This is a genomic window from Acidovorax sp. SRB_24, assembly GCF_012931925.1.
In genome coordinates this window covers 1-13,409 of sequence record NZ_MWOM01000043.1, presented here as the reverse complement: position 1 = coordinate 13,409, position 13,409 = coordinate 1, and the positions used below count along the sequence as shown (strand labels likewise).

Annotated in this window: 13 protein-coding genes; all 13 read left to right on the top strand. The window is 59.5% G+C overall.

From position 1 onward, the window contains the following. Positions 1-1,281: a flavodoxin-dependent (E)-4-hydroxy-3-methylbut-2-enyl-diphosphate synthase gene (gene ispG, locus B2J89_RS14415; RefSeq protein WP_169169776.1), complete on the top strand. Its 1,281-nt coding sequence runs from the start codon at positions 1-3 to the stop codon at positions 1,279-1,281. A gap of 134 nt (positions 1,282-1,415) precedes the next feature. Then, positions 1,416-2,681, top strand: a complete 1,266-nt coding sequence (gene hisS / locus B2J89_RS14410) for a histidine--tRNA ligase (RefSeq protein ID WP_169169775.1) — start codon at positions 1,416-1,418, stop codon at positions 2,679-2,681. Positions 2,682-2,695: 14 nt separating this feature from the next. Next, positions 2,696-3,376 carry a tetratricopeptide repeat protein gene (locus B2J89_RS14405; protein ID WP_169169759.1) on the top strand — a complete coding sequence of 227 codons (681 nt, stop codon included), beginning with the start codon at positions 2,696-2,698 and terminating at the stop codon, positions 3,374-3,376. A 14-nt stretch (positions 3,377-3,390) separates the two neighbouring features. Next, the gene (gene bamB / locus B2J89_RS14400) at positions 3,391-4,545 is read left to right on the top strand and encodes an outer membrane protein assembly factor BamB (protein ID WP_169169774.1); all 1,155 of its coding nucleotides are present in this window, start codon (positions 3,391-3,393) and stop codon (positions 4,543-4,545) included. Between the two features lie 16 nt (positions 4,546-4,561). Next, a complete protein-coding gene (gene der, locus B2J89_RS14395; protein WP_169169758.1) occupies positions 4,562-5,905 on the top strand; it encodes a ribosome biogenesis GTPase Der in 1,344 nt (447 codons plus the stop codon). Positions 5,906-6,017: 112 nt separating this feature from the next. Then, the gene (gene hfq / locus B2J89_RS14390; protein WP_371736591.1) at positions 6,018-6,272 is read left to right on the top strand and encodes an RNA chaperone Hfq; all 255 of its coding nucleotides are present in this window, start codon (positions 6,018-6,020) and stop codon (positions 6,270-6,272) included. A 78-nt stretch (positions 6,273-6,350) separates the two neighbouring features. Then, positions 6,351-7,514 carry a GTPase HflX gene (gene hflX / locus B2J89_RS14385; RefSeq protein WP_169169756.1) on the top strand — a complete coding sequence of 388 codons (1,164 nt, stop codon included), beginning with the start codon at positions 6,351-6,353 and terminating at the stop codon, positions 7,512-7,514. A gap of 53 nt (positions 7,515-7,567) precedes the next feature. Next, positions 7,568-8,935 carry an FtsH protease activity modulator HflK gene (hflK, locus tag B2J89_RS14380; RefSeq protein WP_169169755.1) on the top strand — a complete coding sequence of 456 codons (1,368 nt, stop codon included), beginning with the start codon at positions 7,568-7,570 and terminating at the stop codon, positions 8,933-8,935. Between the two features lie 9 nt (positions 8,936-8,944). Then, positions 8,945-9,850 (top strand): protease modulator HflC, encoded by a 906-nt coding sequence (gene hflC / locus B2J89_RS14375; protein WP_169169754.1) that lies wholly within the window; start codon positions 8,945-8,947, stop codon positions 9,848-9,850. A 33-nt stretch (positions 9,851-9,883) separates the two neighbouring features. Next, positions 9,884-10,072, top strand: coding sequence for a DUF2065 domain-containing protein (locus B2J89_RS14370; RefSeq protein ID WP_169169753.1), 189 nt, complete (start codon positions 9,884-9,886; stop codon positions 10,070-10,072). A gap of 98 nt (positions 10,073-10,170) precedes the next feature. Next, positions 10,171-11,328, top strand: coding sequence for an ATP phosphoribosyltransferase regulatory subunit (locus B2J89_RS14365; protein WP_169169752.1), 1,158 nt, complete (start codon positions 10,171-10,173; stop codon positions 11,326-11,328). A gap of 19 nt (positions 11,329-11,347) precedes the next feature. Beyond that, entirely contained in the window at positions 11,348-12,724 is a 1,377-nt protein-coding gene (locus B2J89_RS14360; RefSeq protein ID WP_169169751.1) for an adenylosuccinate synthase, read from the top strand. 64 nt (positions 12,725-12,788) lie between these two features. Next, positions 12,789-13,313: a phosphoribosyltransferase gene (locus B2J89_RS14355; RefSeq protein WP_169169750.1), complete on the top strand. Its 525-nt coding sequence runs from the start codon at positions 12,789-12,791 to the stop codon at positions 13,311-13,313. Positions 13,314-13,409: the final 96 nt, after the last annotated feature.

Genomic DNA, 13,409 nt, shown 5'->3' with positions numbered 1-13,409 from the left:
ATGAATGGCGCTGCAAGCGCTCCCATTCAGATGGCATCTCCCTTGCCTCGGCGCACGCGCCAGGCGCGGGTTGTATGGGGCGCACGCACGGTGACGGTGGGCGGAGACGCTCCGGTGCGCGTGCAGTCCATGACCAATACCGACACGGTCGATGCCGTTGGTACGGCGATCCAGGTCAAGGAATTGGCGCTGGCGGGCTCCGAAATGGTGCGGATCACGGTCAACACCCCGGAGGCCGCTGCAGCTGTGCCCTATGTGCGCGAGCAGCTGGACCGCATGGGTGTGGACGTGCCTCTTGTGGGAGACTTTCATTACAACGGCCATCGGCTGCTCACCGACTATCCCGCTTGTGCAGAGGCTTTGTCCAAATACCGCATCAATCCCGGCAATGTGGGAAAGGGTGATAAGCGCGACAAGCAGTTCGGGCAAATGATCGATGCCGCCATGCGCTGGGAAAAGCCGGTGCGCATTGGCGTGAACTGGGGCAGCCTCGACCAGGAGTTGTTGGCGCAGCTCATGGATATCAACAGCCGGCGCGCGCAGCCCTGGGATGCCCGACAGGTCATGTACGAAGCCTTGATTACCTCCGCGGTGGAGTCAGCCCGGCGCGCAGAAAGCATGGGACTGGATGGTGGTCAGATCATTTTGTCATGCAAGGTCAGCGGCGTGCAGGACCTCATCTCGGTTTACCGGGAGCTGGCACGTCGCTGTGATTACGCTTTGCATTTGGGTTTGACCGAGGCAGGCATGGGCACCAAAGGAACGGTGGCTTCGGCCGCTGCAATGTCTGTGTTGCTGCAAGAAGGCATCGGCGACACGATCCGTGTGTCGCTCACGCCCCAGCCCGGCGAGTCCCGAACCCAAGAGGTCGTGATCGCCTCCGAAATATTGCAGGCGCTTGGCTTGCGCGTGTTCGTGCCCAGCGTGACCGCCTGTCCTGGCTGCGGTCGTACATCCAGCACAACGTTCCAGGAACTGGCCAAGCAAATTGATGACTTCTTGCGTGCCCAGATGCCCGTTTGGAAACTTCGCTATCCTGGCGTGGAGAACCTCAAAGTGGCCGTGATGGGTTGCATTGTCAATGGCCCTGGCGAAAGCAAACATGCGGACATCGGTATCAGTCTTCCTGGAACGGGAGAGGCGCCGGCGGCCCCGGTGTTCATTGATGGTGAAAAGGCCGTGACGCTGCGCGGCGACAATATCGCCAGTGAGTTCCACGAACTCGTCGAACGGTATATTGAAAATCGTTTTGGGTCCGCAGGGGCAGCGTATTTGCGCTGATCCCGGGTCTTGTATGACAGAGGCGTTGCAGATGCGCAGTGCCTGATCCACCAACAAAAGAAGAAGCCAACACTGTGAGCACTGCAACTGCAAATTTTGCGCTGAAAGCCGAAAAGCTGGTCGCCGTTAAAGGAATGAACGACATCCTGCCGCCCGAGTCGGCACGCTGGGAGTGGCTGGAGGGTAAGGTGCGCGATTTGATGGAGCGCTACGCATACCGCAACCTTCGTACGCCCATTGTGGAACCCACCGCTTTGTTTGTCCGGGGCTTGGGAGAGGTGACGGACATTGTCGAGAAAGAAATGTATTCCTTCGAAGATCGCCTCAACGGTGAGCAGCTCACGCTGAGGCCCGAGTCGACGGCTGGAGTGGTGCGCGCCGTGATCGAGCATTCGATGCTTTATGAAGGGGGCAAGCGGCTTTATTACATGGGGCCTATGTTTCGGCATGAGCGGCCACAGCGTGGCCGTTACCGGCAATTCCACCAGATTGGTGCAGAAGCCTTGGGGTTTTCCGGGGCCGAGGTCGATGCAGAGCTGATTCTTCTGGCCGCGGCCTTGTGGCGCGAGTTGGGTCTTAAAAATGTGCGCTTGGAGCTCAACAGCCTGGGGCAGCCCGACGAACGCAGAGCCCACAGGACTGCGTTGATCGTCTACCTTGAGTCCCACATTGACATCCTGGATGAAGAAGCGCGCAGGCGCCTGCACAGCAACCCGTTGCGCATTCTTGATACCAAGAATCCCGCCATGCAGGCGGTGGTGGAGTCAGCACCGCGCCTGATTGATTTCTTGGGCCAGGAGTCGCTTGAGCACTTCGGTCGGGTCAAGGCCATATTGGACGCCAATGGTGTCGCCTGGAGTTTCAATCCGCGCCTGGTGCGGGGCATGGATTATTACAACCTCACGGTATTCGAATTTGTCACCGACCAGTTGGGCTCCCAGGGCACCATTTGTGGCGGTGGGCGCTATGACTACCTGATTGAACAAATCGGTGGCAAGCCGGCGCCAGCCGTGGGCTGGGCGTTGGGCGTGGAGCGGGTTTTGGAGTTGCTTAAAGAGCAAGGGGCAGCGCTACCGCCGCTTGCTCCAGATGCCTATGCCGTTTTGCCGGACGCGGCGGGCTTGCCGTTCGCCATGCATGTGTTGCAGCAACTTCGGGCCAGTGGAGTGCGCGTGCAGATGCACAGCCCGGCCAACTCGGCCGATGGCATGGGGAGCATGAAGTCACAGTTCAAGAAGGCCGATGCGAGCGGTGCGCATTTCGCATTGATCTTTGGCCCTGATGAGCTGGCTCGCGGTTGTGTGACGGTAAAGGCGTTGCGCGATGGCAGTGGCAGCCAGACAGAGTGCCCGCTCGACGCAGTGCCGTCCTGGGCCGGCACCCTACAATCCAGCCGTTAACCCGAACAGAAACCATGGCAAATCATCTCGATCTTGAAGAGCAGGAACAGCTTGATCAACTCAAGCATTTTTGGAGCACCTGGGGAACTCTCATCAGTTCCGTGTTGGTGGTTGTCTTTGGTGCGGTCGCAGCTTGGAACGGGTACCAGTTCTGGCAGAACCGCCAAGCCTCACAGGCCGCAGCCCTGTTCGACGCGGTAGAGGTTGCTGTGCGGGCCGGCGACCAGCCGCGGTTGGAGCAGGCTTTTGGCGATATCAGAGAGAAATATCCACGCACCATGCAAGCGGCCCAGGCTGGACTATTGGTTGCCAAGGTGGAAGCCGAGAAGGGGCAGCGCGATGCCGCAAAGGCAGCGCTGGAGTGGGTCGCAGCCAGTGCCTCCGACGATGGATACAAGGCTCTGGCTCGCTTGCGCATGGCAAGCCTGCTGGTGGAGCAAAAGGCTTACGACGAGGCGCTCCAGCAGTTGACCAATTCTTTTCCTGCTGAATTTGACGCTGTGAAGGCAGACCGAAAGGCAGATATTCTTGTCTTGCAGGGCAAGAAGCAAGAGGCTATTGCCGAATACAGTCGTGCCTACAAATCGTTTGGTGAAGCGTCCGAGTATCGCCGCCTGGTTGAGGTGAAACTCAATGCCTTGGGCATTCAGCCTCAGGCCGTGGCGTCGGTGGCTAAAGCGGAGACGGCCAAATGAGCGGTGAGGGCATGATGGCGCGACACCACCGTGGCTGGCATGCATGGCGCCGGAGTTTGCTGCTCACGATGCTGCTCACCGGTTTGACCGGATGCTCCTTGTGGGGCGGAGGCGCTTCAAGGCCTCAACCCGCAGAGCTGGGACCCAACGTGCCTGTGCTGGGTGTGCGCCAGGCATGGAGCGCGCATTTGGGCTCAGCCACCGGAGCGCCATTAGTGCCGCACGTGCAAGAGACTACAGTCACGCTGGCCGGCGCAGATGGGACGTTGGTAGCGATCGACGCGCGCACGGGGGCAGAGGTTTGGCGCACCCACATAGATGGAGCATTGGCTGCGGGTATTGGCAGCGATGGTCGGTGGACCGCTGTGGTGTCCCGGAACAACGACGTTGTGGTGCTGGACGAGGGTCGTGAGCAGTGGCGCCAGCGCGTGGCGGCGCAGACTTACACGCCGCCCCTGGTGGCCGGCGGAAGAGTTTTTGTGTTGGCTGCCGACCGCACCGTCATGGCGTTTGATGCGCAGACGGGTCAGCGTTTGTGGAGCCAAGCGCGGCCCGGTGAGCCACTGGTGTTGCGCCAGCCAGGTGTCCTGATTGCGGTCAAGGACACCTTGGTGGCGGGCTTGTCTGGTCGATTGGTCGGACTCAGCCCGGATACAGGCGCAGTGCGCTGGGAAGCGCCGTTGGCGAGTCCGCGTGGTACCAACGATGTTGAGCGTCTGGTAGAACTCGTTGCCCCAATCAGCCGCGTCGGTGAAAGTGTTTGCGCCCGGGCTTTCCAAGCCGCCGTGGGCTGTGTGGACACGGACCGTGCTGCGGTGCTCTGGACGCAAAAGTCCAATGGCTCAGAGGGCCTCGATGGGGATTCTGCTGCGTTGTACGGTGTTGAAAGCGACGGCACGGTGACTTCATGGCGCCGTGCGGATGGTCGCCGTGCATGGTCCTCGCTGCGGCTGCAGTACCGCAAGCTCACCGCGCCGCTGTTGTTGGGACGTTCTGTGGTAATCGGTGACGATACGGGGCTGGTGCATCTTCTTTCGCGGGAAGATGGTACGCCCCTGAATCGGCTGTCGACCGATGGGTCCGGCATTGCTGCAACGCCTGTCGCAGTGGCTGACACCCTGATAGTAGTGACCCGCAAGGGAAGTGTTTACGGTTTTCGCCCGGATTGATGAAAAGTAGTTTGCAATGAAGCCAGTTATCGCCTTGGTGGGGCGCCCAAACGTCGGTAAGTCGACGCTTTTTAACCGCCTGACCAAATCGAGGGATGCCATCGTGGCAGACTTCGCTGGCTTGACCCGGGATCGGCACTACGGCAATGGAAAGCAGGGGAAGCTCGAGTACATCGTTATCGATACCGGTGGATTCGAACCGGATGCCTCCAGCGGTATCTACCGCGAGATGGCCCGCCAAACGCAGCAGGCCGTTGCGGAAGCGGATGTGGTCATTTTTGTGTTGGATGCTCGCGCAGGTCTGTCGGCGCAAGACCACGACATTGCGAAGTACCTTCGGCGTCTGGGAAAGCCATGCGTTCTTGCCGCCAACAAGGCAGAGGGCATGCTCGCGGGGGCGCAGTTGTCCGAGTTTTACGAGCTTGGATTGGGCGAGGTCCATGCGGTATCGGCAGCCCATGGCCAAGGTATTCGAGATTTGGTGGAGTTGGCGCTCGAGCCGTTGCACTTGTCCGATCTGGAAGAGGCGTCCGATAGCAGCGATAAAAGTGTCATCAAGCTTGCGGTCGCTGGGCGTCCCAATGTCGGCAAGTCCACGCTCATCAATACCTGGTTAGGCGAAGAACGCCTAGTGGCGTTTGACTTGCCTGGCACGACACGAGACGCTATTTCGGTTCCTTTTGAGCGCAATGGTCAACGTTTCGAATTGATTGACACCGCAGGTTTGCGTCGCAAAGGCAAGGTTTTTGAGGCTATTGAGAAGTTTTCCGTGGTGAAAACACTGCAGGCCATTGAATCTGCCAACGTGGTTTTGCTGCTTTTAGACGCGACGCAAGGTGTTACGGACCAGGATGCGCACATCGCCGGCTATATTTTGGAGAGTGGGCGCGCCGTGGTGGTGGCCGTCAACAAATGGGACGCGGTGGACGACTACGAACGGCAAATGCTGGAGCGCTCTATCGAGACCCGTCTGCCTTTTCTGAAATTTGCCGCGCTGCATTTCATCTCTGCTCAGAAGCGCCAAGGCCTTGGGCCGCTGTGGACGGCAATTGCACAAGCGCACAAGGCGGCCATGTGCAAGATGTCCACGCCTGTGTTGACGCGTTTGCTTCTGGAGGCTGTTCAGTTCCAAAGCCCCAAACGCGCGGGCATGTTCCGGCCCAAGCTGCGCTATGCACACCAGGGTGGAATGAATCCGCCTGTGATTGTGATCCATGGGAATTCGCTTGAACATGTGACCGATGCGTACAAGCGTTTTCTTGAGGGGCGTTTTCGCAAGGAGTTCGGGCTGGTTGGCACGCCTCTGCGCATCGAAATGAAAACCTCGCACAACCCGTTTGCGGACAAGAGCGACAGTTGAACTACGCCGTCCTCGCCGACAGAGGCCGGAGAAATCTGGCACCGCTCTGTGGGGAGACTGTCACTGTGGTAAGGTGCCGTTTTACAACAATATTTTGAACACGGAGAATATCGTGAGCAACAAAGGCCAGCTTTTGCAAGATCCATTTCTCAACGCTTTGCGCCGCGAGCATGTGCCGGTCTCGATTTATCTTGTCAATGGCATCAAGCTGCAGGGGCAGATCGAGTCATTTGACCAGTATGTGGTGTTGCTGCGCAATACCGTGACCCAGATGGTGTACAAGCATGCCATTTCCACCATTGTTCCGGGTCGCGCTGTGAGTTTTTCCACAGCGGAAACTCCAGAAGTCGAAGGCGGTGGGGCCTGAACGCGTATTTGGTGATGCCCGTCGGGGCAGCAGACCTTGCGGATATGCGCCGAATTCGGCCAGGCGGGTGTGCTTTCTATGCATGATCGCTCTTTGACGCCGGTGTTGCTCGTCGGGGTGGACTTTGGCTTTCCGCATTTCGATGCGGAGTTGGAAGAGTTGGGCCTGCTCGCCGAAACTGCAGGTATGAAGCCTGTGGCGCGGTTAACCTGCAAGCGCAAGACGCCTGATGCGGCCTTGTTCGTGGGCAGTGGCAAGGCCGATGAATTGCGTACCCTGGCGCAAATGCATGGCGCTTTAGAGGTGTTGTTCGATCAGTCCTTGAGCCCTGCACAGCAACGAAACCTCGAGCGCCATTTGGAGTTGCCCGTCAATGACAGGACGCTCTTAATTCTGGAAATTTTCGCCCAACGTGCCCGCAGCCACGAGGGAAAGCTGCAGGTGGAGTTGGCGCGCCTGCAGTACCTCAGCACCCGGTTGGTGCGGCGCTGGTCGCATTTGGAGCGCCAGCGTGGCGGCATCGGTGCGCGGGGAGGTCCGGGAGAAACGCAGATCGAGCTCGACCGCCGCATGATTGGCGAAGCGATCAAGCGTACACGCGAGCGCTTGGAGAAAGTCAAGCGCCAGCGTTCCACGCAACGCCGCCAGCGAGAGCGCCAAGACACGTTCAACATTTCGTTGGTGGGTTACACCAACGCCGGCAAGTCCACGTTGTTCAATGCGCTGGTCAAGGCGCGAGCCTACGCGGCCGACCAGCTTTTTGCTACGCTCGATACGACGACGCGGCAGCTGTATCTTGGGGAGGCGGGGCGCTCGGTGTCTTTGTCGGATACCGTCGGCTTTATCCGAGACCTGCCGCACGGTCTTGTGGATGCATTCCAGGCGACGTTGCAAGAGGCCGTGGATGCAGACCTGCTGTTGCATGTGGTGGATGCCTCCAATCCCCATTTTCCAGAGCAGATGGCCCAGGTCCAGCGCGTATTGTCCGATATTGGTGCAGCCAATATTCCCCAGATTTTGGTGTTCAATAAACTGGACATGGTGGAGGCTTCCCAGCATCCAGAGGCATTGCAGGACAGCTACGACGTGGACGGGCGCCAGGTGCCACGCCTGTTTGTCAGCGCCAGCAGTGGCAGTGGATTGCCACAGTTGCGCCAGCAGCTGGCTGCGACCGTGCTGGCGGCCAAGTCGTCGGACATGGCCTTGGGTGCTGCTGCTGAATTGCCTCCGGGCAGAGTGTGATTGGGCACAATGCCGCGTCGTTTGATGTCTTCAGAGAATCCGAGATTTTGCGCATGAATCAACCATTTAGCGTTCGCCGTTGGGCCCTGCTGCCAGCCCGAATTCGAGGGGCGTTTAACCTGAACGATCCACGGTGGGGGCGGGGCAGCGATGACCGTGCAGGCGAAGACGGCCGCCCTGAACAGGAGCGGCCGGCGCAACCGCCACAGGCGGATCGTCCGCGCGACTCCAGGCCTTCTGGTAACCAGCCGCCGGATTTGGACGAGCTTTGGCGCGACCTCAACCGCAAGCTTTCGGGCCTGTTCGGAGGCGGTAACGGTGGCGGTCGAGGTCCTTCCAGTGGCGGTGGCTTTCAGCCGGACATGAAAAATGCAGGCATGGGTGTTGGCGTGATTGCGGGCATTGCCGTCCTCATTTGGCTTGGCACCGGTTTTTTCATCGTCCAGGAAGGACAGCAGGCCGTCATCACCCAGTTTGGCAAATACAAATCCACGGTAGGTGCCGGTTTTAACTGGCGTCTTCCTTATCCCATACAGCGCCATGAATTGGTATTTGTGACGCAGATCCGCTCTGCGGATGTAGGGCGTGACTCTGTGATCAAGTCCACGGGACTGCGCGAGTCCGCGATGTTGACGGAAGACGAAAATATCGTTGAGATCAAATTCGCGGTCCAGTACCGGCTCAACGATGCCCGTGCATGGTTGTTCGAGAGCAAAAACCCCGCGGATGCCGTGGTCCAGGCAGCCGAAACGGCGGTGCGCGAAGTGGTGGGAAAGATGCGCATGGACACCGCCCTTGCGGAGGAGCGCGACCAGATCGCGCCGCGTGTGCGCACGCTGATGCAGACGATTCTGGACCGCTACAAGGTCGGCGTCGAAGTGGTGGGCATCAATTTGCAGCAGGGCGGTGTGCGCCCCCCTGAGCAGGTGCAAGCAGCTTTTGACGACGTGCTCAAGGCCGGTCAGGAGCGCGAGCGCGCCAAGAACGAGGCCCAGGCCTATGCCAATGATGTCGTGCCACGTGCTGTGGGCTCTGCATCGCGCATCAAGGAAGAGGCGGAGGCGTACAAAGCCCGTATCGTGGCACAGGCGCAAGGTGATGCTCAGCGTTTCAGCTCAGTGTTGACAGAGTACCAAAAGGCCCCTCAGGTGACCCGCGACCGCATGTACTTGGAGTCCATGCAGCAGATCTACAGCAACGTGACCAAGGTCTTGGTGGACTCTCGCCAGGGCTCCAACCTTTTGTATCTGCCGCTCGACAAAATCATGCAGACCGTTGCGCAGCAGCCCGCTGCGGGCGCGGGCGACGGGGCAAGTACAGGCGCTGGGTCTGCCGGCGCTCCCGCAGCACCGCCATCCACATTTTCGAACGACGCCCGGGCGCGCGACACCAGTCGTTCCCGTGAGCGCGAGAGCCGCTAGGAGAAGCACGTGAACAGGGTTGGATTTATTGCATCTTCTATTCTCGTCGTGCTGGCACTGATGAGTTCCATGCTCTTTGTAGTGGACCAGCGCCAGTTCGGTGTTCTCTATGCGCTGGGTCAGATCAAAGAGGTGATTACGGAGCCTGGTTTGAACTTCAAGCTGCCACCACCGTTCCAGAACGTCTCGTACATTGACAAGCGTCTGCTCACACTCGACAGCACGGACACGGAGCCCATGCTCACGGCCGAAAAGCAGCGGGTGGTGATCGACTGGTATGTGCGCTGGCGCATCAGTGAGCCTTCGGAGTACATCCGAAATGTGGGCTTGGATGAGAACGCTGGCGCATTGCAGCTCAATCGCGTGGTGCGCAATGCATTTCAGGAGGAAATCAACAAGCGCACGGTCAAGGAGCTGCTGTCGGTCAAGCGCGAGGCCCTGATGGCCGACGTGAAGCGCGAGGTGCTGGAGTCGGTGCGCGGCGCCAAACCCTGGGGGGTGGATGTGGTCGACGTGCGCATCACGCGTGTCGACTATGTGGAAGCCATCACGGAGTCGGTGTACCGGCGCATGGAAGCTGAGCGCAAACGTGTGGCCAATGAGTTGCGTTCAACGGGTGCGGCAGAAGGGGAGAAAATCCGCGCTGATGCCGATCGCCAGCGCGAGATCACCATTGCCAATGCCTACCGCGACGCGCAGAAGGTCAAGGGTGAGGGCGATGCCGAAGCAGCGCGCGTGTATGCCGAGGCTTTCGGCCGGGACCCGCAGTTTGCGCAGTTCTACCGCAGCCTGGATGCCTATAAGGCCAGTTTCAACAAGAAGGCCGATGTCATGGTGCTGGATCCTGCATCGTCCGAGTTCTTCAAGGCATTCCGAGGCGCTGCGCCCCCCGCACCTGCGGCTGCGCGCAAATAAGTCTGCGTCTGTACGCTCCACTCTGTCCACGCCATGGAGTGGAGCGATTGCGTCTGGACCGCCGTGGCGCTGATCCTGGTGATGGAAGGGCTTTTGCCTTTCCTCTTTCCTGCGGGGTGGCGCCGGTTGCTCACACAACTCATGCAGTTGCGTGACGGCCAGATCCGCTTTTTTGCCCTTCTTTGCATCGTGTCTGGCGCGGCTGTCTTCATGCTGCGCTGACGCGGGTGCCGCGCCTATGCCAAGGTGCATGGCCTGTCTTGGCCAGGGCGAAAGTCCCTGCCGGTAGAATCACGTTTTTAACAGCCCTCCTTCTTTCCATGTCTGCTTGGGTCCTACCGGATCACATTGCCGATGTCCTGCCCTCCGAGGCCCGGCACATCGAAGAATTACGCCGCGGGCTGCTCGACACTGCATGCCGTTATGGGTACGAGTTGGTGATGCCGCCGCTGCTTGAGCATCTGGAATCGCTGCTCACTGGCTCGGGTGAGGCGCTCGATCTGCAAACCTTCAAGCTTGTCGATCAGATCTCTGGTCGCATGATGGGCTTGCGCGCGGACACCACGCAGCAGGTGGCGCGCATCGATGCCCATCTCCTCAATCGCCAGGGAACGGCACGCCTGTGTTACTGCGGCCCGGTTCTGCACACCTGGCCTGATCGGCCCCATGCCACGCGCGAGCCCTTGCAGTTTGGTGCCGAAATCTATGGCCACGCCGGGTTGGAAGCGGACCTAGAAGCCCTCGAATTGGCATTGGCTTGCCTGCGCGTGGCTGGGGTGTGCCACACCAGTGTGGACTTGGCGGATGTCCGCATCGTTCGCAGCCTTTTGGCAGGAGTCCCTGTGGACGCGAATGTGCTGCGCGATGTGTACGCCGCACTGGCTTCCAAGGACGCGAGCGAATTGGCCCAGTTGACCCGAAATTTTCCTGCGCCGTCGCGCGAAGGCTTGCAAGCACTCCTGCAGCTGTACGGTGATGAGTCTGTGTTGATTGAGGCTGAAAAGGCACTCAAACGCACGCCTGCTGTGCGTGAATCGCTATCAAATTTGAAGTGGCTTGCGGCGCGCCTTGAGGGCACGCGCGTGAGTTTCGACTTGGCGGACCTCCGGGGCTACGCCTACTACAGCGGCGTGCGCTTCGCTATCTATTCCGAGACTGCCGGCGATGCGCTGGTGCGGGGCGGACGCTACGACGAAGTGGGTGCTGTGTTTGGCCGCAACCGGCCGGCAGCAGGGTTCAGCCTGGACCTCAAGCAACTGGTGGGCGCCGTGCCGGCACGGGCGCTCAAGGCCGCGATTCGTGCGCCGTGGGACGAGGCCAAAGATCTGCGTGTCGCCATCGCTGCCTTGCGCAGCCAGGGCGAGACGGTGGTGTGTTCGATGCCCGGGCGTGGCAGCGAGGTGGATGAGTTTTGCTGCGATCGCGAACTTGTGCATGCCGATGGGCGCTGGATGGTGCAAGCCATTGGACGTTTTTGATAATTGAATTGGGTTTGAGATGAAAACTACCAAAGGTCGTAATGTGGTCGTGGTCGGCACTCAGTGGGGTGACGAAGGCAAGGGCAAGCTGGTGGATTGGCTGACCGAGAGTGCTCAGGGCGTCGTGCGTTTCCAGGGTGGACACAATGCCGGCCACACGCTGGTCATCAATGGCGTCAAGACCGCTTTGCACCTCATTCCCAGCGGCATCATGCGCGCGGGCGTGAAGTGCTACATCGGCAACGGCGTGGTGCTGTCGGCCGCCAAGTTGTTCGAAGAAATCGAAGGCCTTGAAAAGGCCGGCGTCGAAGTGCGATCACGCTTGCGCATCAGCGAGGCCTGCCCCCTGATCCTGCCGTTCCATGCTGCGCTGGACGTCGCGCGCGAAGCTGCACGTGAACAAGGCGGCAGCGAAAAAATTGGCACCACCGGCCGGGGTATCGGCCCTGCCTATGAAGACAAGATCGCCCGCCGCGCCCTGCGCGTGCAGGATATGAAACACCCGGAGCGTTTTGCGCAAAAGCTGCGTGAATTGCTGGCACTCCACAACCATGTTTTGAGTACCTTCCTGGACTCCAAGCGGTTTGATTTTGGCCCTGGGCTGGCGCAGTACCTTCGCGATGGCCAGGTGCAATTCGAACCCGTCTATGAAGAGGCCATGCGCCACGCCGAATTGCTCAAACCCATGATGGCCGACGTGTCGCGCGAATTGAACGAGGCCCACCAGCATGGGGCGAATCTGTTGTTCGAAGGCGCGCAAGGCACCTTGTTGGATGTGGACCATGGCACCTATCCCTATGTGACCTCCAGCAACTGCGTGGCGGGCAATGCGGCCGCAGGCGCCGGAGTCGGACCGGGCATGCTGCATTACATCCTGGGCATCACCAAGGCCTACTGCACCCGAGTGGGCGGCGGCCCTTTCCCGACCGAGCTGGACTGGGATGTGCCGGGCACGCCTGGGTACCACATGAGCACTGTAGGCGCGGAGAAGGGCGTCACAACCGGGCGCAGCCGGCGTTGTGGCTGGTTCGATGCGGCATTGCTCAAGCGCAGCGCCCAGGTGAATGGCCTGACTGGGTTGTGTATCACCAAGCTGGACGTTCTGGACGGCTTGAAAGAATTGAAGCTGTGCACAGGCTATGAACTCGACGGCCAGCACATTGACCTGCTGCCCATGGGAGCAGACGACATCGCGCGCTGCAAGCCCGTGTACGAAACCATGGCGGGTTGGAGCGACTCCACGGTGGGCGTAACCCAGTATGACGAGCTCCCTGTCAATGCTCGCCTGTACCTGCAGCGCATTGAGCATGTCACTGGCGTGCCGGTGGCCATGATCTCCACCAGCCCCGACCGTGATCACACCATCATGATGCAGCACCCCTATCTGCCTGAATAAGTGCCAAATAGGCCTCAAAGCCTTTTCCATTGGGCGCAAATAGCTATTAAATTAGGAGTTAAGAATGTTGACAGAAGATGGCAGGCACCTGTACGTAAGCTATGACGAATACCACAACCTCATAGAAAAGCTGGCGCTCAAGGTGCACCAGTCCGGTTGGGCGTTCGACACAATTTTGTGCTTGGCCCGTGGCGGCTTGCGTCCGGGAGACATGTTGAGCCGCATCTTTGACAAGCCTTTGGCCATCATGTCCACCAGTTCTTACCGGGCTGAAGCGGGCACAGTGCAAGGCCATTTGGATATCGCTCGTTTCATCACGACGCCCAAAGGCGAAATTGCCGGTCGTGTGCTGTTGGTGGATGACTTGGCAGACTCAGGCCACACGCTGCATGCGGTCATAGACATGCTCCGCAACAGCTACTCTCCCATTACGGAATTGCGCAGTGCGGTCATCTGGACCAAAGGCATGTCGAACTTCACTCCGGACTACTCTGTAGAGTTCTTGCCCACAAACCCCTGGATCCACCAGCCGTTTGAGACGTATGACAACTTGAGTCCCGACAAGTTGCTTGAAAAGTGGAAGGTTTGATTTTTCAGGGCTTTGCTATGCTATAGTTGCTCTCTTCGCTGCACGGAAGCCTCCTTCAAAGAGGGTCTGTGCCAGCCAGGCCCGGGGGTTCAAGAG

Excerpts from the sequence above, each read along its gene's own strand:
- B2J89_RS14360 (WP_169169751.1), top strand. The coding sequence starts at position 11,348 with ATGAAAACTACCAAAGGTCGTAATGTGGTCGTGGTCGGCACTCAGTGG.
- ispG (WP_169169776.1), top strand. The coding sequence starts at position 1 with ATGAATGGCGCTGCAAGCGCTCCCATTCAGATGGCATCTCCCTTGCCT.
- hflK (WP_169169755.1), top strand. The coding sequence starts at position 7,568 with ATGAATCAACCATTTAGCGTTCGCCGTTGGGCCCTGCTGCCAGCCCGA.
- B2J89_RS14355 (WP_169169750.1), top strand. The coding sequence starts at position 12,789 with ATGTTGACAGAAGATGGCAGGCACCTGTACGTAAGCTATGACGAATAC.
- der (WP_169169758.1), top strand. The coding sequence starts at position 4,562 with ATGAAGCCAGTTATCGCCTTGGTGGGGCGCCCAAACGTCGGTAAGTCG.
- hflX (WP_169169756.1), top strand. The coding sequence starts at position 6,351 with ATGCATGATCGCTCTTTGACGCCGGTGTTGCTCGTCGGGGTGGACTTT.
- hisS (WP_169169775.1), top strand. The coding sequence starts at position 1,416 with ATGAACGACATCCTGCCGCCCGAGTCGGCACGCTGGGAGTGGCTGGAG.
- B2J89_RS14405 (WP_169169759.1), top strand. The coding sequence starts at position 2,696 with ATGGCAAATCATCTCGATCTTGAAGAGCAGGAACAGCTTGATCAACTC.
- B2J89_RS14370 (WP_169169753.1), top strand. The coding sequence starts at position 9,884 with ATGGAGTGGAGCGATTGCGTCTGGACCGCCGTGGCGCTGATCCTGGTG.
- B2J89_RS14365 (WP_169169752.1), top strand. The coding sequence starts at position 10,171 with ATGTCTGCTTGGGTCCTACCGGATCACATTGCCGATGTCCTGCCCTCC.
- bamB (WP_169169774.1), top strand. The coding sequence starts at position 3,391 with ATGGCGCGACACCACCGTGGCTGGCATGCATGGCGCCGGAGTTTGCTG.